Genomic DNA, 22,248 nt, shown 5'->3' on the forward strand with positions numbered 1-22,248 from the left:
GCAGGGGTCAGGCGCTGCGGTTCCGTGCCAGCAACCCGTACAACGCCGAGTCGGACAGCTCTCCGCCCACGCACCAGCGCTCGCGCAGCAGTCCTTCGCGCTGGAACCCGATCCGCTCCAGCACGCGGGCCGAGGGCACGTTGCGCGGGTCGATCTCGGCTTCCAGCCGGCGCAGGCCACGGTCGTCGAGCAGGTGGTCGATGAAACACTGCAGGGCCTCGCGCATGTAGCCCTTGCCTTGTGCCTCGGGCGCCAGGTGGTAGCCGATCTCGGCGCGGCGTGACTCGGCATCGATCGCAAACACCACGCAGATGCCGAGCAACGGCGCGTCGGCGTGTTCGCGGATGCCCAGCTTGAGCTGGGTGCCGGCGCGCATCGCCGTCAGGTCGTCCAGGATCTGCGCGTAGGCCTGTTTGATGTCGGTCCAGGCGGGGTGGTTCCAGTAGCGCATCACCGCCGGGTCGGACTGGATGGCGAACAGGGCCGCACCGTCGGCGGCGCGGATCGGGCTCAGTACCAGGCGCGCGCTGTGAAGCTGCAGGGTCGGGTCGAAATACATGGGAACACTCGATCAGGTGGAGGGGCGGGCCGCGCCGGGCAGCGCCATGTGCAGCAAGGGATACGGCTGACCCTGGCCATCCAGCGGCGAGCGCCCGGTGACGACGAAGCCCTGATGCTGGTAGAAGCCGACCGCCTGCGGGTTCTGTTCGTTGACGTCCAGTGCGGTGGCGCCGAGCGTCTGGATGGCATGGCGCAGCAGGTGTTTGCCGATGCCATCGCCGCGCCGCTGCGGGTGGATGAACAGCATTTCGATCCGGCCTTCGGCAACCCCGACGAAGCCGTCTATCCCCCCGTGCGCATCGCCATGCACATGCAGGTCCACCGCCGCCAGGTAGACCTCGCGGATCAGCGGTCGCAGCGTCTGGATGGCGTGTTCGGGCAGGAAGTCGTGCGTGGCCCGCACCGACGCTTCCCACACGTCGGTGATGGCGTCGTAGTCGGCGGGCAGGGCGGCGCGGATACCGGTCATCGGAGGGTCTTCAGGTGAACGTGGTTCGATTATCGCCCTTTCCCGAACACGTCCGCGCCCGGCGATGTCTTCCACCCCCAGCAACGGTGGGTACCTGTGGTCACCGGGAGCAGAACAAAAAAAGCCCGCCGGTAGGCGGGCTTTCCCATCAGACTGTGGCGGGCGGTGCGATCAGACGTCCAGCGAGGCCAGGTCGCCCTTGTTCTCCAGCCACTGCTTGCGGTCGCCCGCGCGCTTCTTGGCCAGCAGCATGTCCATCAGCGAATGGGTCTGTTCGCCATCGTCGATGGTCAGCTGCACCAGGCGGCGCGTGTCGGGGTGGATGGTCGACTCGCGCAGCTGCGGCGGGTTCATTTCGCCCAGGCCCTTGAAGCGGGTCACGCTGACCGTGCCCTTGATCTTCTCGCGCTCGATCTTGTCCAGCATGGTGCGCTTCTCTTCTTCATCCAGCGCGTAGAACACCTGCTTGCCCACGTCGATACGGAACAGCGGCGGCATCGCCACGAACACGTGGCCGGCATCGACCAGCGCCGGGAAGTGCTTCAGGAACAGGGCGGTCAGCAGCGTGGCGATGTGCAGGCCGTCGGAGTCGGCGTCGGCCAGGATCACCACCTTGCCGTAGCGCAGCCCGCTGATGTCGTCCTTGCCCGGATCGCAGCCGATCGCGATGGCCAGGTTGTGTACTTCTTCGGAGGCCAACACGCTGCCCGAGGACACTTCCCAGGTGTTCAGGATCTTGCCGCGCAGCGGCATGATGGCCTGGAAGTCCTTGTCGCGCGCCTGCTTGGCACTGCCGCCGGCCGAATCGCCTTCCACCAGGAACAGCTCGGTGCGCGACAGGTCCTGGCTGATGCAGTCGGCCAGCTTGCCGGGCAGGGCAGGGCCCTGGGTGACCTTCTTGCGGGTCACCAGCTTTTCGGTCTTCAGGCGCGCGCTGGCGCGCTCGATGGCCAGCTGGGCAATCTTCTCGCCCATCTCCACGTTCTGGTTCAACAGCAGGCTGAAGGCGTCGTGGGCGGCACCCTCGACGAACCCGGCGGCCTGGCGCGAGGACAGGCGCTCCTTGGTCTGGCCGCTGAACTGCGGGTCGGTCATCTTCAGCGACAGCACGAACGACACCCGGTCCCACACGTCTTCCGGGGCCAGCTTGACCCCGCGCGGCAGCAGGTTGCGGAAGTCGCAGAACTCGCGCAGCGCCTCGGTCAGGCCGGTGCGCAGGCCATTGGCATGGGTGCCGTGCTGGGCGGTCGGAATCAGGTTGACGTAGCTTTCCTGGACCAGCTCGCCCTCGGGGATCCAGGCCAGGGCCCAGTCCACGATCTCGTTTTCTTTCTTCAGGTGGCCCACGAACAGGTCCGCCGGCAGCATCTCGCGCTCGCCCAGCTCGGCCTTGAGGTAATCGCTCAGGCCGTCTTCGTAGTACCAGGTGTCCTGCTCGTCGGTGGCTTCGTCGCGCAGCTTCACGGTCAGGCCCGGGCACAGCACGGCCTTGGCGCGCAGCAGGTGGCGCAGCGCGCGCAGGTTGTACTTGGGCGTATCGAAGTACTTCGGGTCGGCCCAGAAGCGCACGCGGGTGCCGGTGTTCTTCTTGCCGACGCTGCCGACCACTTCCAGCGGGGTGGCGCGGTCGCCATTGCGGAAGGTGATGCGGTGCTCGCTGCCATCGCGCTTGATGTGCACCTCGACCAGGGTCGACAGCGCATTGACCACGCTGACGCCCACGCCGTGCAGGCCGCCGGAGAAGGTGTAGTTCTTGTTGTTGAACTTGCCGCCCGCGTGCAGGCGGGTCAGGATCAGCTCGACGCCCGGGATCTTCTCCTCGGGGTGGATGTCCACCGGCATGCCGCGGCCGTCATCGCTGACCTCGCAGCTGCCGTCCTTGTACAGGGTGACCTCGACCGTACGGGCATGCCCGGCCAGGGCCTCATCGACGGCGTTGTCGATGACTTCCTGCGCGAGATGGTTCGGGCGGGCGGTGTCGGTGTACATGCCGGGGCGGCGCTTGACCGGGTCCAGGCCGGACAGGACTTCAATATCGGCGGCGTTATAACGGGCGTTCATCTGTTTTCATATAGCGCAAAGCGACGGCGAAGTTTGCGGTCTGGACGGTTTTTTTGCACGCCGCACGTTCAGGGGGCGGCCGACCAGGGTTGGATACACTGTGCGTGGTGGAAACCGTACCCCGGCGACCCCATCCCAAGCCGATACCGCGAGGAGTGCCCATGAAGAAGTTGCTGACCATCGTTGCCATTGCCGCCGCCGTCGTGGCCGTGCCGCTGGCCATGGCCCAGAACGCCGGACAGGGCCAGCCCACGCCGCAGCAGGGCGAGCAGGCCGACAAGGCCCAGTCCGAGGCGGACGCCAAGGCCAAGCGCCGGGCCCAGGCCACGGCCGAAATGAAGGCCCGGGGCGAGCAGGCCCCGCAGAAGGAAGAAGAGGAAGAGGCCAAAAAGAAGCGCTGAGCCTTCTTCTGCTGCCATGGGCGCCCCGGCCTTGCCGGGGCGCCTTTTTTTGTGGGGACCGCAATCCAGTGCTTGGGCTTGCGGCCCTCAATCTGTAAACTAGCGCTTTCCGGGAGCAGTGCGTGTCATCCATCAGCGAATGGACTGGCCTGATCGTGCGCGATCGCCAGCAGGGTAGGCAGGAGGTGACGGTCCCAACGGCGACCGGCACGGCCACCCCGACCTCGCCGACCGGTCACCGCGCTGCTTCCCCGATCCCGTCCCCGGCGCGTGTGTCCACCGCCCCCGCCGACCGGATCCGCCCCCCTTTCCCCTTCACGTCGTCCGCCGCCCTGCGCGCCGGCGCCGTCTCCCCCTTCCTGACAGGACACCCCCAGCCATGACTCCCTTGATCTTCGTAACCGGCGGCGTAGTGTCCTCGCTCGGCAAAGGCATTGCCGCCGCGTCACTTGCCTCCATCCTTGAAGCCCGTGGCCTCACCGTCACGATGATGAAGCTCGACCCGTACATCAACGTCGACCCGGGCACCATGAGCCCGTTCCAGCACGGTGAGGTCTACGTCACCGACGACGGCGCCGAAACCGACCTGGACCTGGGCCATTACGAGCGTTTCGTGCGCACCCGCCTGAGCCGCAAGAACTCGGTCACCACCGGCCGCATCTACGAGAACGTGATCCGCAAGGAGCGCCGCGGCGACTACCTGGGCGCCACCGTGCAGGTCATCCCGCACATCACCGACGAGATCCGCCGCTGCATGGACGAGGCCACCGAAGGTTTCGACGTGGCCCTGGTCGAGATCGGCGGCACCGTGGGCGACATCGAGTCGCTGCCGTTCCTGGAGGCAATCCGCCAGGTGCGCACCGAGCGTGGCCCGGAAAAGGCGCTGTTCATGCACCTGACCCTGGTGCCGTACATCGCCGCCGCCGGCGAGCTGAAGACCAAGCCGACCCAGCACTCGGTCAAGGAACTGCGCTCGATCGGCATCCAGCCGGACGTGCTGCTGTGCCGGTCCGAGCAGGTGGTGCCGGATTCGGAACGCCGCAAGATCGCCCAGTTCACCAACGTCTCCGAGCGCGCGGTGATCAGCGTGCCCGACGTGGACGTGCTGTACCGCATCCCGATGGGCCTGCACGCCCAGGGCCTGGATGACATCGTCATCAACCAGTTCAAGCTCGGCGACAAGGCCGGCCCGGCCGACCTGCACGAGTGGGAAGCGGCGGTGGACGCCACCCTGCACCCGCTGGACGAGGTCACCATCGCGGTGGTCGGCAAGTACGTCGACCACCAGGACGCCTACAAGTCGGTCGGTGAAGCGCTCAAGCACGGCGGCCTGCGCCAGCGCACCAAGGTCAACCTGAAGTGGCTGGAAGCCCAGGACCTGGAAGGCAGCGACATGGGCGCGCTGAAGGACGTCGACGGCATCCTGGTGCCCGGCGGCTTCGGCGACCGTGGCTTCGAAGGCAAGGTGCTGACCTCGCAGTTCGCCCGCGAGCAGCAGGTGCCGTACTTCGGCATCTGCTACGGCATGCAGGCGGCCGTGGTCGATTTCGCCCGCCACGTGGCCGGCCTGGAAGGCGCCAACAGCACCGAGAACGACCGCCAGTCGCCGAACCCGGTGATCGGCCTGATCACCGAATGGCGCACCGCCACCGGCGACGTGGAAAAGCGTGACGACAAGAGCGACCTCGGCGGCACCATGCGCCTGGGCCTGCAGGAGCAGCGCCTGAAGCCGGGCACGCTGGCCCGCGAGCTGTACGGCAAGGACGTGGTGTCCGAGCGCCACCGCCACCGCTACGAGTTCAACAACCGCTACCGCACCCAGCTGGAAGATGCGGGCCTGGTGATCGCCGGCAAGTCGATGGACGACACCCTGGTGGAAGTGGTGGAACTGTCGCGCGACCAGCACCCGTGGTTCCTGGCGTGCCAGGCCCACCCGGAGTTCCTGTCCACCCCGCGCGATGGCCATCCGCTGTTCATCGGCTTCATCCGCGCCGCGCGTGAGCGCAAGGCCGGCGCCAAGCTGGACGCAGGCGCCTGATCGCGCCGTGCACCGGTCGCCCTGCCGGGCGGCCGGCATGAGCCGGGACCCGGGGGCGGCGCAGGACGTGCGCCGCCGCTGGCGCACCTGGCCCTGGGGCTGGGCCGCGCTGCTGCTGTCGATCGGCGCCTGGGCCTGCACCTTCATGCTGGTGGTGCTGGTGATGACCAGCATGGGCATGCCCGGCGATGGCAGCCACGCCCTGCAGGCCACTGCCCCGTACCTGTATTTCACCCTGGCGCTGGGCGTGGGCCTGCTGCTGGGCGGCGGGGTCGCCAGCGTTCTGGCCCTGCGCCTGCGCCGGCAACCGGCCGGGGGCGTATGCGCGCTGATGTTGATGGCGCTGCTGCTGGTGGCGCTGCTGGTACCGGCGCTGTTCTAGGCCGCTGTCGCCGCTGCCTGCCCGCACGCCGATTTGGCAAGCGGCAGGTGGATGGCGATAATCACGCGGCAGCTTTTTCAGCGCACCTTTTTTGGCGTTTCCCCTTCCTGACTGGTAACCGGCCCACCATGACCACGATCCGCAGCATCCACGCCCGTGAAATCCTCGACAGCCGTGGCAACCCCACGCTGGAAGCCGATGTCATCCTCGAGGACGGTTCGTTCGGCCGCGCCGCGGTTCCGTCGGGTGCCTCGACCGGCAGCAAGGAAGCGGTGGAGCTGCGTGACGGCGACAAGACCCGTTACCTGGGCAAGGGCGTGCGCAACGCCGTGGCCAACGTCAACACCACCATCGCCAACGCGCTGAAGGGCTATGACGCCGCCGACCAGGAAGGCCTGGACCGTCGCCTGATCGACCTCGACGGCACCGAGAACAAGGGCCGCCTGGGCGCCAACGCGCTGCTGGCCGTGTCCATGGCCACCGCGCACGCCGCCGCCGCTGCCAACAAGCAGGCGCTGTGGCAGTACCTGGCCGGCAAGACCGGCGTCACCCCGTCGCTGCCGGTGCCGATGATGAACATCATCAACGGCGGCGCGCATGCCGACAACAACGTCGACTTCCAGGAGTTCATGGTGCTGCCGGTCGGCTTCACCTCGTTCTCCGAAGCGCTGCGCGCCGGTACCGAAATCTTCCATTCGCTCAAGTCCGTGCTCAAGGGCCATGGCCTGAGCACCGCCGTGGGCGACGAAGGCGGCTTCGCGCCGGACTTCCGCAGCAACGTCGAGGCGCTGGACACCATCCTGGAAGCGATCGGCAAGGCCGGCTACACCGCCGGTGAAGACGTGATGCTCGGCCTGGACGTGGCCTCCACCGAGTTCTACGAAAACGGCAAGTACAACCTGGTGGGCGAGAACAAGCGCCTGACCTCCGAGCAGTTCGTCGACTTCCTGGCCGACTGGGCCGCGCAGTACCCGATCATCACCATCGAAGACGGCCTGGCCGAGAACGACTGGGCCGGCTGGAAGCTGCTCACCGACCGCATCGGCGGCAAGGTGCAGCTGGTCGGCGACGACCTGTTCGTGACCAACCCGAAGATCTTCAAGGAAGGCATCGCCTCGGGCACCGCCAACGCCATCCTGATCAAGGTCAACCAGATCGGCACCCTGACCGAGACCCTGGAAGCGATCGCCATGGCCGACGCCGCCAACTACGCGGCCGTCGTGTCGCACCGTTCGGGCGAAACCGAAGACACCACCATCGCCGACATCGCCGTGGCCACCACCGCCACCCAGATCAAGACCGGCTCGCTGTGCCGCAGCGACCGCGTGGCCAAGTACAACCAGCTGCTGCGCATCGAAGAAGCGCTGGGTGCGGGTGCGCGCTACGCCGGTCGTGATGCGTTCGTGTCGCTGAAGCGCTGATCCCATGCGCAACTGGCGTTGGATGTTGCTGCTGCTGGCGCTGTTGCTGGCGTGGCTGCAGTACCGTTTCTGGTTCGGCCCGGGCAATTCAGGTGAAGTGATGACCCTGGAAGCCCAGGTCGACAACCAGAAGCGCGACAACGCCGGTCTGCAACAGCGCAATGACGCGCTGGCCGCCGAGGTCAAGGACCTCAAGGAAGGCCAGGCGGCCATCGAAGAACGCGCGCGCAGCGAGCTGGGCATGATCAAGCCGGGCGAGAAGTTCTACCGCGTGGTGGAAGATGCCCCGGTTGCGCCCGCGCGCGCGCCGGTGGCCATCGACCCCGACGCCCCGCACCAGGATGTGCCCTGATGGGTACGGTCTGGGCGGTGGTCCCCGCGGCCGGCCGCGGCACCCGTTTCGGCGGGGAGACCCCCAAGCAGTACCTGGTCGCGGGCGACCGGGTGCTGCTGGCCCATACCCTGGAGGCCCTGCTGTCGCACCCGGTCGTGGCCGGGGTGATGGTGGTGGTCGCCGACGGCGACACCGACTGGCCGGGCTGGCAGTCGCTGGCCGACAAGCCGATCCTGACCTGCATCGGCGGCGCCACCCGCGCCGCATCGGTGCTGGCGGGGCTGCAGGCCTTGCCGGACAGCGTGCGGGCCGATGATTTCGTGCTGGTGCATGACGCCGCACGGCCCAACCTGGCTGCCGCCGACCTTGGCCGGCTGCTGGAAGTGGGGCGCAATGATCCGGTCGGGGCGATCCTGGCCGCACCGGTGCGCGACACCCTCAAGCGTGCCGGCGACGACGGCGGTATCGACGCCACCGAGCCGCGTGCACGCCTGTGGCGCGCGCTGACCCCGCAGCTGTTCCGCCGCCACCAGCTGGCACGGGCCCTGCAGGAAGCGGCCGACGCCGGCGTGGAGGTCACCGACGACGCCATGGCGATGGAACGGCAGGGGCTGCGCCCGTTGCTGGTGGAAGGCAGCGAGGACAACTTCAAGGTCACCACCCCGGCCGATCTGTCCCGATTCGAATTCGAGCTGGCGCGTCGCGGGTACTGAGCCCGCACGCGTCGCCACAACTGCAGGTTTTTGCCATGAACACCGCACCATTCCCGCCGGTCCGCATCGGACAGGGCTACGACGTCCACGCCTTTGGCGAGGGCGACCACGTGATGCTGGGCGGTATCCGCGTGCCGCACAGCTGCGGCGTGCTGGCCCACAGCGACGGCGATGTGATCCTGCATGCACTGTGCGATGCGATGCTGGGCGCGCTGTCGCTGGGCGACATCGGCGTGCACTTCCCGCCGACCGACATGCGCTGGAAGGGGGCCGACAGCGCGCACCTGCTCGACCACTGCAACAGCCTGCTGCGCGAACGCGGCTGGCAGGTCGGCAACACCGACATCACCGTGATCTGCGAGCGGCCCAAGGTGGGCCCGCACGCGGCCGCCATGCGCGAGCGCATCGCCGGCGTGCTCGGCGTGGCGCTGGACTGCGTGAGCGTGAAGGCCACCACGTCGGAGAAGCTGGGCTTCACCGGGCGCGGTGAAGGCATTGCCGCCCAGGCCGTCGTGCTGCTGGTGGCGCTGTGATCGCGCTGCCGCTGGCGTTCGGCGCGCCGCTGCTGACCGCGAAGATCCGCACCACGCCCGATGATTTCCAGGTGGACGAGCTGCCCGCGTTCGAGCCGAGCGGGGAGGGCGAGCACCTGCTGCTTACGATCCGCAAGCGTGGCGCCAACACCGTGCACGTGGCCAAAGTGCTCGCGCGCTGGGCCGGGCTGCCGGACATGGCGGTCAGCTACGCCGGCATGAAGGATCGCCATGCGGTCACCACCCAGCGTTTCAGCGTGCACCTGCCCAAGCGGGTCGCACCGGACCCGGCGCTGCTGGCCTCCGATGAGATCGAGGTGGTTGAGTCCACCTGGCACAACCGCAAGCTGCAGCGCGGTGCGCTGGCCGGCAACCGCTTCAAGCTGGTGTTGCGCGATGTGCAGGGTGACGCGGCCGCGATCGACGAGCGGTTGTCGTTGATCGCCGCCCGTGGCCTGCCGAACTGGTTCGGCGAGCAGCGTTTCGGCCGCGACGGCGGCAACGTGCCGGCCGCGCTGGCGATGTTCGGCGGGCGGCGGATGCGCCCGGACCAGCGCTCGCTGCTGCTGTCGGCGGCGCGTTCGGCGCTGTTCAACCAGGTGCTCGCCGAGCGCGTGGCGCAGGGCAACTGGGACGCACCGCTGGACGGCGAGGTGTGGATGCTGGACGGCAGCCGCAGCGTGTTCGGCCCCGAGCCGTTCACCGACCTGCTGGCCGACCGCCTGGCACGGTTCGACATCCATCCCAGCGGCCCGTTGTGGGGCGAGGGCGAACTGCGCAGCAGCGATGCGGCGGCGGCGCTGGAAATGGGCGCGATCGGCGACGAACAGTCGCTGGCGTTGCGTGCCGGGCTGGAAGGGGCGCGCCTGAAGCAGGAACGCCGCGCGCTGCGCCTGCGCCCGGCGATGCTGCAGCACCAGTGGCTGCAGCCGGACGTGCTGGAACTCAGCTTCGCGCTGCCGCCGGGCTGCTATGCCACCGCGGTGCTGCACGAACTTGGACCGGTGCAAGACGCCAGCCAGCCCGACGCCTGAAGCCGGTAGAGCCGACCGTTGGTCGGCTTCAAGCTGCATGGTTCCGCGGTACCGGGCCGGAATGCAGCCGACCAACGGTCGGCGCTACGCGGCCAGATCCACGCCCGGGTGGAGCCGACCGTTGGTCGGCTTCGCGTTGCGTGGTTCCGCGGTACCGGGCTGGAATGCAGCCGACCAACGGTCGGCGCTACCGGTTGCTCAGCAGCACCAGCACCGCGCCCGTACCGCCTTGCCCGGCCGGTGCCGAATGAAAAGCCAGCACGTCGTTGCGCTGGCGCAGCAGGCGGTCGACCAGGTTTTTCAGCACCGGCGCGCCACCGTCGGACTGCAGGCCCTTGCCGTGGATGATGCGCACGCAGCCATGCTCGTGCGCATGCGCTTCCAGCAGGAACTGGCGCAACAGCGTTTCGGCCTGCGCCACCGTGGCGCCGTGCAGGTCCAGCTCGTCCTGCACCGAATACTGGCCACGCTTGAGCCGCTGGAACATGCGGGCGGGCAGGGTGTCGCGGCGGTAGCTGGCCGTGTCGCCGGCTTCCAGCGGGCTGCTGTCGCGCAGCAGCCGCGCGAACTCGCCGCGTGCCTCGTGGTCATCGCGTTCGGCCATGCGCGCACGCGGCTTCGGCTTCGGCGTGGGCGGCGGCGCAGCGGCGGGCTTGCGCAGCGGTTTGACCTCGCCGATGGCCGAACGGAACAGCGCGGCGGGGTCTTCGTCTTCAGGATGTGACATGCGTACAGCGTAATGCCAGCCGAGGGCGGCTGCCTACCGTTTCCGGGGTAGGACGATCTGCCCGCTTGCGGCACAATAGCTGACGCACTTGCGCGGTCGACCCGCCCCATCTGGGGACGCGCCGGCCCCGCCAACGCTGGAAAGTGATGGAATCGAAGTCTTGAAAAATCAAGCGGTTAAATCGCAGATGCGGATCCTGGTCAGCAACGACGACGGTGTCGACGCCCCCGGCATCAAGATGCTCGCGTCGGTATTGCGTGACGCCGGTCATGAAGTGACCGTGTTCGCCCCGGACCGTGACCGTTCCGGTGCCAGCAATTCGCTCACCCTGGACCTGCCGATCCGGCTCAAGCGCATCGACCACTACACCTGTTCCGTCGCTGGCACCCCCACCGACTGCGTGCACCTGGCGCTGACCGGCGTGCTCGAATACGAGCCGGACATCGTGGTGTCGGGCATCAACAACGCCGCCAACCTGGGCGATGACGTCATCTATTCCGGCACCGTTTCGGCGGCCATGGAAGGGCGTTTCCTGGGTCTGCCGGCGGTGGCCATGTCGCTGGTGACGCGCAACCACGAGCCGCGCAACTTCGAGACCGCCGCGCGCGCCGCGGTGGAGATCGTGACCCGCCTCAAGGCCGACCCGCTGCCCGCCGACACCATCCTCAACGTCAACGTGCCGGACCTGCCGTGGAGCGAGATCCGCGGCTTCGAGGTCACCCGCCTGGGCAACCGGCACCGTGCCGAGGGCTGCATCGCCCAGCGCGATCCGCGCGGCAACGAGGTGTTCTGGATCGGCCCGGCCGGGCGCGAACAGGACTCCGGCCCCGGCACCGATTTCCATGCGGTACGCAACGGCTTCATTTCGATCACCCCGATCCAGGTCGACCTCACCCGTTACCAGGCACTGGAGAAGGTGGCCAGCTGGGTGGGTGGGCTGACCGCCGCGCTGGACCAGCCGGCATGAGCCCGCGCCTGCGCCTGCAGCCCGAAGCGGTCGGCATCGGCATGACCTCCCAGCGCGTGCGCGACCGGCTGGTCGAGCGCCTGCGCGAGGCCGGCATCGCCGACGAAGACACGCTCAATGCCATCCGCGTGGTGCCCCGGCATCTGTTCATCGACGAAGCGCTGGCCTCGCGCGCCTACGAAGACACGGCACTGCCGATCGGCCACGGCCAGACCATCTCCCAGCCGTGGGTGGTGGCGCGCATGACCGAGGCGGTGCTGAAGTGCGCACCGAAGACCGTGCTCGAAGTGGGCACCGGTTCGGGCTACCAGGCCGCGGTGCTCGGCGCGGTTGGGCTGGAGGTCTACACCGTGGAGCGCATCGGCGACCTGCTGCGGCAGGCGCGTAAGCGTTTCCGGGCGCTGGGCATGAACATCCGCACCAAGCACGACGATGGCCGCGCCGGCTGGGCCGAGCACGGACCCTTCGATGCGATCGTGGTGACCGCCGCGGCACCGGCACTGGTCGATGCACTGGTTGAACAGCTGGCCGTGGGCGGTCGCCTGGTGGCCCCGGTGGGTGGTCCCGGTGCGCAGTCGCTGGTGCAGTTGACCCGTCGCGACGACGGCAGCATTGAACAGCAGGTACTGGCGCCGGTCACGTTCGTGCCGTTGCTGTCTGGCATGCTGGATTGATTCCCAGGAGCGTTACGTCATGAAGATCTTTGGTCCGCTGTACGAGCGGGCGATGAAGTGGGCCGCGCACGAGCGCGCCCCGACCTATCTCACCGTGCTCAGCTTCATCGAGGCCATCATCTTCCCGGTGATGCCCGAGGTGATGCTGGCGCCGATGTGCGTGGCCCAGCCCAAGCGCGGCTGGTGGTTCGCCACCCTGAGCCTGTCCGGCTCGATGGCCGGTGCCCTGGTCGGCTATGCGCTGGGGCATTACGCCTTCGAAGTGCTCAAGCCGGTGTTCGCCGCGCTGGGCATGCTGGGCAGCATCGAGAGCGGCATCGCGGTCGTGCAGGCGAAGATGGCCGAGTCGCCGTGGGCGGTGTTCACCTTCCTGGTGCTGGGCGGCTTCATGCCGATCCCGATGAAGGTCTTCACATGGGCATCGGGTATCGTCGGCGTGCCGTTGCCGCAGTACTTCCTGAGCATGTTGATCGGCCGGGGCAAGCGCGTGTTCGTGCTGGCCGCGGTGATCCGTATTGGTGGACCGCGCGCGGAAGCTGCGCTGCGGCGTTGGATTGAACCGCTGGGCTGGATCGCGACCGTGCTGGTCGTGGCGCTGGTCGCCTGGCTTGTCTGGAGGTCGAAGTTCGCATGAGTGCTGATCGGTTGAACAAGGGAATGCGCGCCACGGCGCTGCTGCTGGCGGTGGCCACGCTTGGCGCGTGCGGTACCGCGACGGTGGTGAAACCGGCCGGCGGCCGCGGCGGCAGCACGGTGCACACCACGCCGCAGGCCTCGGTGGCCAAGCCGGGCCAGACCGCGGTGATCCGCAAGGGCGACACCCTGTACGCGCTGGCGCGCATCCACAACATCACCCCGCGCGACCTGGCCGCCTGGAACGGCCTGTCCGAGCCGTACACCATCTACCCGGGGCAGACCCTCAAGCTGTATCCGGGTGGCGGCGCACCGGGTCGGGCACCGACCACGGTGGTGACCGCGCCGCGTCCCGGCACGACCACCCCGGTGGCCACGCCGGCACCGTCGCCGACCACCGCCATCAAGAGCAACATCAGCTGGCGCTGGCCAGCCGACGGGGCAGTGGTGGGCAAGTTCGTGGGTGCCGACGTCACCAAGCAGGGCGTGGACATCGCCGGCAGCAGCGGCCAGCCGGTCCGCGCCACCGCGCAGGGCGTAGTGGTGTATTCCGGTGCCGGCCTGGTGGGCTTCGGTGAACTGATCATCATCAAGCACAGCGACCAGTGGCTGTCGGCCTATGGCCACAACCGCAAGCGCCTGGTCAACGAGGGCCAGAGCGTGAAGGCCGGTGAGCAGATCGCCGAGATGGGCCGTACCGGCACCACCCGCGACATGCTCCACTTCGAGATCCGTTACAACGGCAAGCCGGTCGACCCGCTGCTGTACCTGCCGCCGCGGTAATCAGCGCAGCCGACCAACGGTCGGCTCTACCGCCACGCACATCCCAACCGGGGGGTAGAGCGACGCCATGCGTCGCTGTAGGGCGCTGGACCCATGCCGGCTCCATTGCACCGCGCAGCCACCCATGGGGTGGCTCTACCGCGCATATCCCGCAACCCCGGTGGTAGAGCGACACCATGTGTCGCTGTCGGGCGCCGGACCAATGTCGGCCCTGCCGCACCGCGCAGCCACCCATGGGGTGGCTCTACCGCACCTATCCCGCGACCCGGGTGGTAGAGCGACGCCATGCGTCGCTGCCGAGGCCTGGGACGCAGACACAAAAAAGGCCGCTCGCGGCGGCCTTTCCTGAACGAAAATCGCCGGTTTCAGCCGTTCAGGATGAACGCGGCCGCCACCTTGCGGCCTTCGCCGGCCAGGATGTTGAAGGTCCGGGCCGCCGCTGGGTTGTTCATCACTTCCAGGCCGATCCCACGGGTCAGGCAGGCGGCCATCACGGCCGCTGGCGGAAATACCTGGGTATCGCCGGTGCCAAGCACCACCAGCGCCGGGTTCAGCGCCAGCACCGGCTGCAGGTGCTCCGGGGTCAACGCGCTGATGTCGGCCACCGGCCACGCCTCGATCAGCGTGTCCGGGGTCAGCACGAAGCTGCTGGCCAGGGTGCGGTCATTCACCTTCGCGGTACGGCCATCGGCGGCGCGCAGGGCGTAGGCGTAATCGGGCAGTTCGTGACTCAGTTGCATCGTGGGGGTCCGCGATCAGCCGCGCGGCAGCACGATCTGGCGCATTTCCTTGCTCGGGCGGTACAGCACGGCCACGTGGCCGATGCGCTGCACCAGCGCGCTGCCGGAGGCGGTGGTCAGTTCGGCGATCATGGCGTCACGGGCGTCGCGGTCCTCGGCGGCCACCTTCACCTTGATCAGTTCATGGCGTTCCAGAACTTCCTCCAGTTCGGCCAGGAAGGCCGGCGTGACCCCCTTGCCGCCGATCTGCAGCAGGGCTTTCAGATCATGGGCATGGCCGCGGAGGAAGCGGGTCTGGGCAGAGGTCAGGGCAATAGACATTCAGGAACAAGCGGTTATCTGGGGCGATCAGGGTATCATGACCACCCGTTCCGGCCCTATTACCAATGGTATCGCGCAGCAAGAGCAGTCAACGCTGGTTGAAAGAACACTTTTCCGACCCCTTCGTGAAGAAGGCACAGGCAGAGGGCATGCGCTCGCGCGCGGCTTACAAGCTGGAGGAGCTGCTCGCGCGTGACCGGTTGCTGAAGCCGCACATGGTCGTGGTCGACCTGGGCGCGGCCCCGGGCGGCTGGTCCCAGCAGGTGCGCCGGCAGATCGGCGACACCGGCCGGGTCCTGGCCCTGGACATCCTGGAGATGCCGCCGCTGGCCGGCGTGGAGTTCCTTCACGGAGACTTCAGGGAGCAAACCGTCCTATCGCAGTTTGAAGCGATGCTGGGGGATCAGCCGGTAGACCTTGTTCTGTCGGATATGGCCCCCAATAAAAGTGGCATGGACGCGGTCGACCAGCCGCGGATGATGCACCTGGCGGAGTTGGCGATGGAATTTGCCGACAACCATCTCAAGCCGGGTGGCGCGTTCCTGATCAAGTTGTTCCAGGGCGTGGGCTTTGACGACTACGTGCGCGAGATGCGCCGCCGGTACGACAAGGTCGCCATCCGCAAGCCGGAAGCGTCCCGCAAGCGCTCGCCCGAGGTGTATGCCTTGGGGCAGGGCAAACGCGCGCAGATCAAGTAAGCTCAACCATACGAATCGCGTCAGGAATTAGAGGAACACCGGAGCCAATGAGGATGAACGACTTGACCAAGAACCTCCTGCTATGGGTGGTCGTCGCCGTGGTGCTGATGGTGGTCTTCCAGAGCTTCTCGCCCAAGAGCAGCGGCGCGGGAGCCCAGGGTGCGACCTATTCGCAGTTCCTGGACCAGGTGGACAGCGGCAACGTACAGAAGGTCACCTTTGCCGGTGACGTGCGCGGCGGCACCAGCCAGCTGTCCTACACCACCCGTGGTGGCCAGTCGGCCACCATCACCGCGCCCTACGATCGTGACCTGATCAACGTGCTGCGCGGCAAGAACGTGGAAATCGTCCAGGAGGAGCCGTCCAGCGGCATCTCGCTGGGCGCCATCCTGATGAACTTCCTCCCGGTGATCCTGATCATTGGCTTCTGGTTGTTCATCATGCGCCAGATGCAGGGCGGCGGTGGCGGCTCCAAGGGCGCGATGTCCTTCGGCAAGTCGCGCGCCAAGCTGCAGGGCGAAGACCAGATCAAGGTCACCTTCGCCGACGTCGCCGGCTGCGACGAAGCCAAGGAAGAAGTCGGCGAACTGGTCGACTTCCTGCGCGACCCGACCAAGTTCACCAAGCTGGGCGGCAAGATCCCGCGCGGCGTGCTGATGGTCGGTCCGCCCGGTACCGGCAAGACCCTGCTGGCCCGCGCCATTGCCGGTGAGGCCAAGGTCCCGTTCTTCTCGATCTCCGGTTCGGATTTCGTGGAAATGTTCGTCGGCGTCGGCGCCAGCCGCGTCCGCGACATGTTCGAGCAGGCCAAGAAGCAGGCGCCGTGCATCATCTTCATCGACGAAATCGACGCCGTCGGCCGCCACCGTGGCGCCGGCCTGGGCGGCGGTCATGACGAACGCGAGCAGACCCTGAACCAGTTGCTGGTCGAAATGGACGGCTTCGAGGGAGGCGAGGGCGTGATCGTCATCGCCGCCACCAACCGTCCCGACGTGCTGGATCCGGCCCTGTTGCGCCCGGGTCGCTTCGACCGCCAGGTCGTGGTGGGCCTGGCCGACGTGCGCGGCCGCGAGCAGATCCTGAAGGTACACATGCGCAAGCTGCCGCTGGCCGACGACGTCGAGCCGATGGTGATCGCGCGTGGTACCCCGGGCTTCTCCGGCGCTGACCTGGCCAACCTCTGCAACGAGGCGGCGCTGTTCGCCGCGCGTGGTGGCGAGAAGGAAGTCCGCATGGACCACTTCGACCGCGCCCGCGACAAGATCCTGATGGGTGCCGAACGCCGTTCGATGGCGATGAGCGAAGAAGAAAAGACGCTCACCGCCTACCACGAAGCCGGCCACGCCATCGTTGGCCGCCTGGTGCCCGAGCATGATCCGGTCTACAAGGTCACGATCATCCCGCGCGGTCGCGCGCTGGGCGTGACCATGTACCTGCCGGAAGGCGACAAGTACTCGATGAACCGCGTGGCGATCGAATCGCAGCTGTGCTCGCTGTACGGCGGTCGTGTGGCCGAGGAGCTGATCTTCGGTACCGACAAGGTCACCACCGGTGCGTCCAACGACATCGAGCGCGCTACCAAGATGGCCCGCAACATGGTCACCAAGTGGGGCCTGTCCGATGAGCTGGGTCCGATCGCCTACGGCGAGGAAGACGACGAAGTGTTCCTCGGTCGTTCGGTCACCCAGCACAAGAGCGTCTCCGACGACACCGCGCGCCGCATCGACGAAGTGGTGCGCAGCATCCTGGACAAGGCCTACGCCCGTACCACCGAGCTGCTGACCGCCAACCTGGACAAGCTGCACACCATGTCGCAGCTGCTGCTGCAGTACGAGACCATCGATGTGCCGCAGATCGATGCGGTCATGGAAGGTCGCGATCCGCCGCCGCCGATGGGCTGGGAAAAGTCCAACAAGGACGGTGGCAACGGCAGCAACAACGACAAGGGCGGCGACGCCCGTCCGGTGCCGCCGATCGCCGGTCCTGCCGAGCAGCTGTAAGCAGGCAGTGAGGTGAATGACGAAGGCCGGGGCAACCCGGCCTTCGTCGTTTCCGCGCCATAATGACCGCCTCGTTTCCGTCGTCCGTTCCGGAGTTGCCATGTCCATCCCGCCCCCGACCCCGGTGTCGCACACCGCCGAAATGGTGATCGCCACGGTGGTGGGCGTCGGCATCGGCCTGTTCCGTGACAACTTCCTGCTGGGGGCGGGCATCGGCATTGCGGTGGGCATCCTGCTGAGCATTGCCAAGACCCTTTACGTGGATCGCAAGCGCCGCCAGCAACGCTGAGCGAGCGGGTTGCCGCGCAGTACCCCGCATTCCCGGGCCGGTGGCGAACGGCCGGCGTAAACTACGCGCTGGCGTATTCCGTGGACCTGCCCATGTTCGACATTTCCCCCCAGCTCGATTGCGGCGGCCGCGTGCTGCGGCTGGACCGACCGCGCGTGATGGGCATCGTCAACGTCACCCCGGACTCCTTCTCCGACGGCGGCGCGCACGACACCGTCGAGGCCGCGGTCGCGCATGGCCTGCAATTGGTCGCCGAGGGCGCCGACCTGCTGGACATCGGGGGCGAGTCCACCCGTCCCGGCAGCGCGCCGGTGCCGGAGGACGAAGAGCTGCGTCGGGTGATCCCGGTGATTCAGCGGTTGGCGGCGGAAACCGCGGTGCCGATCAGCATCGATACGTTCAAGCCGGCCGTGATGCGTGCCGCCGTGGCGGCCGGCGCCGGCATGATCAACGACATCCATGCCTTGCGTCAGCCGGGTGCGCTGGATGCGGCCGCCGACCTCGGCGTGCCGGTGGTGCTGATGCACATGCAGGGCGAGCCGGGCAGCATGCAGGACACCCCGCACTACCACGACGTGGTGGCCGAGGTGCATCGTTTCCTCACCGAGCGCATGTTCCAGGCGGAGATGGCCGGTGTGGCCAAGAAGCACCTGGTCATCGACCTGGGGTTCGGCTTCGGCAAGACCACCGAGCACAACATGACCTTGCTGGCGCGTTCGTCGCGTTTTCTTGACCTGGGCGTGCCGATGCTGGCGGGCCTGTCGCGCAAGCGCAGCATCGGCGAGCTGACCGGCCGCGAGCAGCCGCGCGACCGCGTGGCCGGCTCGGTCGCCGCGCACCTGATCGCCGCCCAGCGCGGCGCGATGCTGCTGCGCGTTCACGACGTGGCCGCCACGGTCGATGCCCTCAAGGTGTGGGCCGCGGTGGATGCGGTGCCGATGCCGCGCGTGGACGCCGCGCCGGCGATGCCGCGCTGGCCGGACGACGTCTGATGGCCGTAGACCAGCGTCCGCTGGCGATCGCGGTGATGGGCCCGACCGCGTCGGGCAAGACCGCCACCGCGATCGCGCTGGCACGGCAGCTGGGCGGGGAAATCGTCAGCGTCGATTCGGCGCTGGTCTACCGCGGCCTGGAGATCGGGTCGGCCAAGCCGGATGCGGCCGAACGCGCGCAGGCCCCGCATCACCTGCTGGACCTGCGCGATCCGTGGCAGACCTATTCAGCGGCCGAGTTCGCCGCCGATGCCGCGCGCGCCGTCGCCGACATCGTGGCCCGTGGTCGCATGCCGATCCTGGCCGGCGGCACCGGGCTGTATTTCCGTGCGCTGCTGCAGGGACTGTCGCCGATGCCACCGGCCGATCCGGACACCCGCGCGCAGATTGCCGCGCAGGCGGCCGCCGAGGGCTGGGCGGCGCTGCACGCCGAACTGGCCGGGATCGACCCGGTGGCCGCGGCGCGCATTCACGCCACCGACCCGCAGCGCATCCAGCGTGCGCTGGAGGTGTACCGGCTGAGCGGCACCCCGATCAGCGAATGGCAGAAACTGCCCGGCGTGGATCGCCTGCCGGTGCGTACCCTCAAGCTGGTGCTGGCCCCGCGCGAGCGCAGCGTGCTGCACCAGCGCATCGAGACCCGTTTTGACGCCATGCTGGCGCACGGCTTCCTGGACGAGGTGCGCGCCCTGCGCGCGCTGCCGGACATGGGCCGGGTGGCGGCCCCGCTGGACCTCCCGGCCATCCGCGCGGTCGGCTATCGCCAGGCATGGGAGTTCCTGGACGGGCAGGGCAGTGCCAGCCAGTTCCGCGAGCGGGGCATCCAGGCCACCCGCCAGCTGGCCAAGCGCCAGCTGACCTGGCTGCGGGGCGAGCTTGATGTGCGCTGGTTCGACCCCCATCTGGATAAGGCTTCCCTGGCGGACGCGGTGTCGACCTTCGTCGCACGCTGACTCCACGCCTTCTCCCCTCCGGCCCGTGTACCATCAAGGATTCCGGTGGGCGGCGGGGGCCGTGGAACTGCCGGAAGACCATAAAAACAATAATCAGGAGTTGGCAATGTCCAAGGGGCAATCGCTGCAGGATCCGTTTCTCAATGCACTTCGGCGCGAGCGCGTGCCGGTTTCGGTGTATCTGGTCAATGGCATCAAGCTGCAGGGAACGATTGAATCGTTCGACCAGTTTGTGGTGCTGCTGCGTAATACGGTGAGCCAGATGGTGTACAAGCACGCCATTTCGACCGTGGTGCCGGCACGCAACGTGCGGGTCGGTCCGGGCGGCGGCTATGTACAGTCCAATGAAGGTGGCGCCGAAGGCGTCCAAGGTGAAGACGACGTTGAGTAATACGTTCGGTATTTCCGGAGAACTGCGTGTTTGACCGTTCCAAGCGAGGCGAACACGCACTCCTGATCCAGCCGCATTCCGGCCGGCTGGAAGAAGATGTGCTTGAAGAGTTCACCGATCTGGCCCGCTCTGCCGGGGCCAGCATCGCCGCGACGCTGACCGCGCGCATCGATCGGCCCAACCCGTCGATCCTGATCGGCACCGGCAAGCTGGACGAGGTGAAAGCCGCGGCCGATGCCACCGGGGCCGACCTGATCCTGGTCAACCATTCCCTGTCGCCGGTACAGGAGCGCAACCTGGAGCGGTTCCTCGAGCGCCGGGTGATCGACCGTACCGGTCTGATCCTGGACATTTTCGCCCAGCGTGCGCACAGCCACGAAGGCAAGCTGCAGGTCGAATTGGCGCAGCTGCGCCACATGGCCACGCGGCTGGTCCGCGGCTGGACCCATCTGGAGCGTCAGCGCGGTGGTGCCATCGGCCTGCGTGGGCCGGGTGAAACCCAGCTGGAAACCGATCGCCGGCTGCTCCAGAAGCGGGTCGAACAGCTGCAGAAGAAGCTTGAAAAAGTGGAAGTGCAGCGCACCCAGATGCGCCGTGCACGCGTGCGCAGCGAATTGCCGCGCGTGGCCCTGGTGGGCTACACCAACGCCGGCAAGTCGACGCTGTTCAATGCGCTGACCGGTGCCGAGGCGTATGCCGCCGACAAGTTGTTTGCCACCCTCGACCCGACTGTGCGCCGCATCATCGTGCCCGGTGGCAGCGTCGTGCTGGCCGACACCGTCGGGTTCGTGCGCGATCTGCCGCATGAGCTGGTGGCCGCGTTCCGCTCGACCCTGAGCGAAGCGCGCGAGGCCGATTTCCTGCTGCACATCGTCGATGCGGCCGATCCGCACCGCGAGGAGCGCATCGCCCAGGTCGACGAAGTACTGGCCGAGGTCGGCGCCGGTGACCTGCCGCAGCTGCTGGTCTTCAACAAGATCGACCGCATCGACGGTGCCGAAGTGCGTCACGACGCGCAGGACGGCATCCCCGATGAGGCGCGCCGCGAGCGCGTATGGATTTCCGCACGCGACGGGCTTGGCCTGCCGCTGCTGCAGTCCGTACTGGGCAAGCGGCTGGGCCTGCAGCATGTCACCGGCGAACTGCGCCTGCCGTCCAGCGCCGGCCGGCTGCGTTCGCGCCTGCACCAGCTGGAAGTGGTGCGCAGCGAACAGGCCGACGAAGACGGCTGGTTGCTGGATGTCGACCTGCCCATCGCCGAAGCCGAGAAACTGGCGGCGGGCGAGGGCGGCGAACCGATCCGCGCCCTGCTGCCGGAAAAACTGCCGGAGTGGTAATGCCGGCCCCGGGCCGGCACCGCGCCCGGTAAACCCGGGCGCTGCCCGGCTACACGCGCACCGGTAAATCCGGGCGCTGCCCGGCTATACGCGCACCGTAGCGCCGGGCTCTGCCCGGCTGTTCGCGCCCCCGTAGCGCCGGGCTCTGCCCGGCTTTACCCGCATCGGCCCGGCTCTACCCGCATCAGGCCGGCGCCACGCCGCACGCCCAGCACACGACACCGCCGTCGATATCGGCTAAAACAGGGGCATTCATCCCCCGGTTCCAGGATCCCCATGCACGTCCCCACCGATGCCGAACTCGGCGTCCTCGCCCGTGATGTCGGCCAACGCCTGCAGCAGGCGGCCCTGCAGCTGGTCACCGCCGAAAGCTGCAGCGGCGGCTGGATCGCCAAGGCGATGACCGACGTGGCCGGCTCGTCGGCCTTCTTCGATTGCGGCATGGTGGTCTACAGCTACGAGGCCAAGCAGCGCCTGCTTGGCGTGCGCGCGCACACGCTGGAACAGTTCGGCGCGGTCAGCCGCGAAACCGTGCTCGAAATGGTCTCCGGCGCGTTGATCAATTCCGGCGCGGGCATGGCCGTGGCCGTGACCGGCATCGCCGGTCCCGGCGGCGGCAGCCCGGACAAACCGGTGGGCAGCGTCTGGATCGGCTGGAAGCAACGCGGCGGCTACGCCCGGGCGCAGCTGTTCCAGTTCGATGGCGACCGTGATGCCATCCGCCGCCAGACCGTGCAGCAGGCCCTGACGGGAATTTTCGCCCCGGTGTGACATCCTGAGCGCGTGCGTCGACAGG

Annotated in this window: 26 protein-coding genes; 20 read left to right on the forward strand and 6 right to left on the reverse strand. The window is 67.8% G+C overall.

The window, feature by feature from the left end; all coding sequences use genetic code 11:
• Positions 1 to 7: 7 nt before the first annotated feature.
• The 3 genes from ABIA71_RS00960 to parE all read right to left on the reverse strand — a co-directional run bounded on the left by ABIA71_RS00960 (position 8) and on the right by parE (position 3,091).
• Positions 8 to 559: a GNAT family N-acetyltransferase gene (locus ABIA71_RS00960; protein ID WP_354282392.1), complete on the reverse strand. Its 552-nt coding sequence runs from the start codon at positions 557 to 559 to the stop codon at positions 8 to 10.
• Between the two features lie 12 nt (positions 560 to 571).
• Positions 572 to 1,030: a GNAT family N-acetyltransferase gene (locus ABIA71_RS00965; RefSeq protein WP_354282394.1), complete on the reverse strand. Its 459-nt coding sequence runs from the start codon at positions 1,028 to 1,030 to the stop codon at positions 572 to 574.
• 171 nt (positions 1,031 to 1,201) lie between these two features.
• Positions 1,202 to 3,091 (reverse strand): DNA topoisomerase IV subunit B, encoded by a 1,890-nt coding sequence (gene parE, locus ABIA71_RS00970; protein WP_354282396.1) that lies wholly within the window; start codon positions 3,089 to 3,091, stop codon positions 1,202 to 1,204.
• Positions 3,092 to 3,252: 161 nt separating this feature from the next.
• Between parE and ABIA71_RS00975 the strand changes: the two genes are divergently transcribed.
• From ABIA71_RS00975 to truD, 8 genes are all read left to right on the forward strand, one after another.
• Positions 3,253 to 3,492 (forward strand): hypothetical protein, encoded by a 240-nt coding sequence (locus ABIA71_RS00975; RefSeq protein ID WP_128096690.1) that lies wholly within the window; start codon positions 3,253 to 3,255, stop codon positions 3,490 to 3,492.
• Positions 3,493 to 3,871: 379 nt separating this feature from the next.
• On the forward strand, positions 3,872 to 5,530 hold the full coding sequence (gene pyrG / locus ABIA71_RS00980; protein ID WP_354282399.1) for a CTP synthase: 1,659 nt from the start codon (positions 3,872 to 3,874) through the stop codon (positions 5,528 to 5,530).
• A gap of 37 nt (positions 5,531 to 5,567) precedes the next feature.
• Positions 5,568 to 5,912, forward strand: coding sequence for a hypothetical protein (locus ABIA71_RS00985; RefSeq protein WP_354282401.1), 345 nt, complete (start codon positions 5,568 to 5,570; stop codon positions 5,910 to 5,912).
• 128 nt (positions 5,913 to 6,040) lie between these two features.
• A complete protein-coding gene (gene eno / locus ABIA71_RS00990) occupies positions 6,041 to 7,333 on the forward strand; it encodes a phosphopyruvate hydratase (RefSeq protein WP_159496396.1) in 1,293 nt (430 codons plus the stop codon).
• A gap of 4 nt (positions 7,334 to 7,337) precedes the next feature.
• Entirely contained in the window at positions 7,338 to 7,685 is a 348-nt protein-coding gene (gene ftsB / locus ABIA71_RS00995) for a cell division protein FtsB (protein WP_354282403.1), read from the forward strand.
• On the forward strand, positions 7,682 to 8,380 hold the full coding sequence (gene ispD, locus ABIA71_RS01000) for a 2-C-methyl-D-erythritol 4-phosphate cytidylyltransferase (protein ID WP_038689158.1): 699 nt from the start codon (positions 7,682 to 7,684) through the stop codon (positions 8,378 to 8,380). The genes ftsB and ispD overlap by 4 nt, the downstream gene beginning before the upstream one ends.
• Before the next feature lie 35 nt (positions 8,381 to 8,415).
• Positions 8,416 to 8,913 carry a 2-C-methyl-D-erythritol 2,4-cyclodiphosphate synthase gene (gene ispF / locus ABIA71_RS01005; RefSeq protein ID WP_354282405.1) on the forward strand — a complete coding sequence of 166 codons (498 nt, stop codon included), beginning with the start codon at positions 8,416 to 8,418 and terminating at the stop codon, positions 8,911 to 8,913.
• Entirely contained in the window at positions 8,910 to 9,947 is a 1,038-nt protein-coding gene (gene truD / locus ABIA71_RS01010; protein ID WP_354282407.1) for a tRNA pseudouridine(13) synthase TruD, read from the forward strand. The genes ispF and truD overlap by 4 nt, the downstream gene beginning before the upstream one ends.
• A gap of 187 nt (positions 9,948 to 10,134) precedes the next feature.
• Here truD and ABIA71_RS01015 read toward each other — a convergent pair whose 3' ends face one another.
• Positions 10,135 to 10,674 carry a Smr/MutS family protein gene (locus ABIA71_RS01015; RefSeq protein ID WP_354282409.1) on the reverse strand — a complete coding sequence of 180 codons (540 nt, stop codon included), beginning with the start codon at positions 10,672 to 10,674 and terminating at the stop codon, positions 10,135 to 10,137.
• A gap of 187 nt (positions 10,675 to 10,861) precedes the next feature.
• Here ABIA71_RS01015 and surE point away from each other — a divergent pair, with 187 nt between their 5' ends.
• From surE to ABIA71_RS01035, 4 genes are read left to right on the forward strand one after another with little or no spacing between them, the layout of a single operon-like run.
• A complete protein-coding gene (surE, locus tag ABIA71_RS01020) occupies positions 10,862 to 11,641 on the forward strand; it encodes a 5'/3'-nucleotidase SurE (RefSeq protein ID WP_038689150.1) in 780 nt (259 codons plus the stop codon).
• Positions 11,638 to 12,315, forward strand: coding sequence for a protein-L-isoaspartate(D-aspartate) O-methyltransferase (locus tag ABIA71_RS01025; RefSeq protein WP_038689147.1), 678 nt, complete (start codon positions 11,638 to 11,640; stop codon positions 12,313 to 12,315). Before surE ends, ABIA71_RS01025 begins: the two co-directional genes overlap by 4 nt.
• 19 nt (positions 12,316 to 12,334) lie before the next feature.
• Positions 12,335 to 12,949 (forward strand): YqaA family protein, encoded by a 615-nt coding sequence (locus ABIA71_RS01030; protein ID WP_128098113.1) that lies wholly within the window; start codon positions 12,335 to 12,337, stop codon positions 12,947 to 12,949.
• A complete protein-coding gene (locus ABIA71_RS01035; RefSeq protein ID WP_354282411.1) occupies positions 12,946 to 13,731 on the forward strand; it encodes a peptidoglycan DD-metalloendopeptidase family protein in 786 nt (261 codons plus the stop codon). Before ABIA71_RS01030 ends, ABIA71_RS01035 begins: the two co-directional genes overlap by 4 nt.
• A 365-nt stretch (positions 13,732 to 14,096) precedes the next feature.
• On the opposite strand, the gene ABIA71_RS01040 is transcribed toward ABIA71_RS01035, so the two are convergent.
• Positions 14,097 to 14,471 carry an Mth938-like domain-containing protein gene (locus tag ABIA71_RS01040; protein WP_354282413.1) on the reverse strand — a complete coding sequence of 125 codons (375 nt, stop codon included), beginning with the start codon at positions 14,469 to 14,471 and terminating at the stop codon, positions 14,097 to 14,099.
• 15 nt (positions 14,472 to 14,486) lie between these two features.
• Positions 14,487 to 14,792, reverse strand: coding sequence for a ribosome assembly RNA-binding protein YhbY (gene yhbY, locus ABIA71_RS01045; RefSeq protein ID WP_128098110.1), 306 nt, complete (start codon positions 14,790 to 14,792; stop codon positions 14,487 to 14,489).
• 65 nt (positions 14,793 to 14,857) lie between these two features.
• Between yhbY and rlmE the strand changes: the two genes are divergently transcribed.
• From rlmE to ABIA71_RS01085, 8 genes are all read left to right on the forward strand, one after another.
• Positions 14,858 to 15,490: a 23S rRNA (uridine(2552)-2'-O)-methyltransferase RlmE gene (gene rlmE / locus ABIA71_RS01050; protein WP_354282415.1), complete on the forward strand. Its 633-nt coding sequence runs from the start codon at positions 14,858 to 14,860 to the stop codon at positions 15,488 to 15,490.
• A gap of 53 nt (positions 15,491 to 15,543) precedes the next feature.
• The gene (gene ftsH / locus ABIA71_RS01055; RefSeq protein WP_038689135.1) at positions 15,544 to 17,490 is read left to right on the forward strand and encodes an ATP-dependent zinc metalloprotease FtsH; all 1,947 of its coding nucleotides are present in this window, start codon (positions 15,544 to 15,546) and stop codon (positions 17,488 to 17,490) included.
• A 100-nt stretch (positions 17,491 to 17,590) separates the two neighbouring features.
• Positions 17,591 to 17,779, forward strand: a complete 189-nt coding sequence (locus ABIA71_RS01060; protein WP_128098108.1) for a hypothetical protein — start codon at positions 17,591 to 17,593, stop codon at positions 17,777 to 17,779.
• A 92-nt stretch (positions 17,780 to 17,871) separates the two neighbouring features.
• The gene (gene folP, locus ABIA71_RS01065) at positions 17,872 to 18,771 is read left to right on the forward strand and encodes a dihydropteroate synthase (RefSeq protein ID WP_354282418.1); all 900 of its coding nucleotides are present in this window, start codon (positions 17,872 to 17,874) and stop codon (positions 18,769 to 18,771) included.
• Positions 18,771 to 19,724 (forward strand): tRNA (adenosine(37)-N6)-dimethylallyltransferase MiaA, encoded by a 954-nt coding sequence (gene miaA, locus ABIA71_RS01070; RefSeq protein ID WP_354282420.1) that lies wholly within the window; start codon positions 18,771 to 18,773, stop codon positions 19,722 to 19,724. The genes folP and miaA overlap by 1 nt, the downstream gene beginning before the upstream one ends.
• A 106-nt stretch (positions 19,725 to 19,830) precedes the next feature.
• Positions 19,831 to 20,115 carry an RNA chaperone Hfq gene (hfq, locus tag ABIA71_RS01075; RefSeq protein ID WP_137190031.1) on the forward strand — a complete coding sequence of 95 codons (285 nt, stop codon included), beginning with the start codon at positions 19,831 to 19,833 and terminating at the stop codon, positions 20,113 to 20,115.
• 26 nt (positions 20,116 to 20,141) lie between these two features.
• Positions 20,142 to 21,452, forward strand: a complete 1,311-nt coding sequence (gene hflX, locus ABIA71_RS01080) for a ribosome rescue GTPase HflX (RefSeq protein WP_354282422.1) — start codon at positions 20,142 to 20,144, stop codon at positions 21,450 to 21,452.
• Between the two features lie 276 nt (positions 21,453 to 21,728).
• Positions 21,729 to 22,223, forward strand: a complete 495-nt coding sequence (locus tag ABIA71_RS01085) for a CinA family protein (RefSeq protein WP_354282424.1) — start codon at positions 21,729 to 21,731, stop codon at positions 22,221 to 22,223.
• Positions 22,224 to 22,248: the final 25 nt, after the last annotated feature.

Origin of the sequence: Stenotrophomonas sp. 2619, from assembly GCF_040548725.1 — a bacterium.
GTDB lineage: Bacteria > Pseudomonadota > Gammaproteobacteria > Xanthomonadales > Xanthomonadaceae > Stenotrophomonas > Stenotrophomonas maltophilia_AP.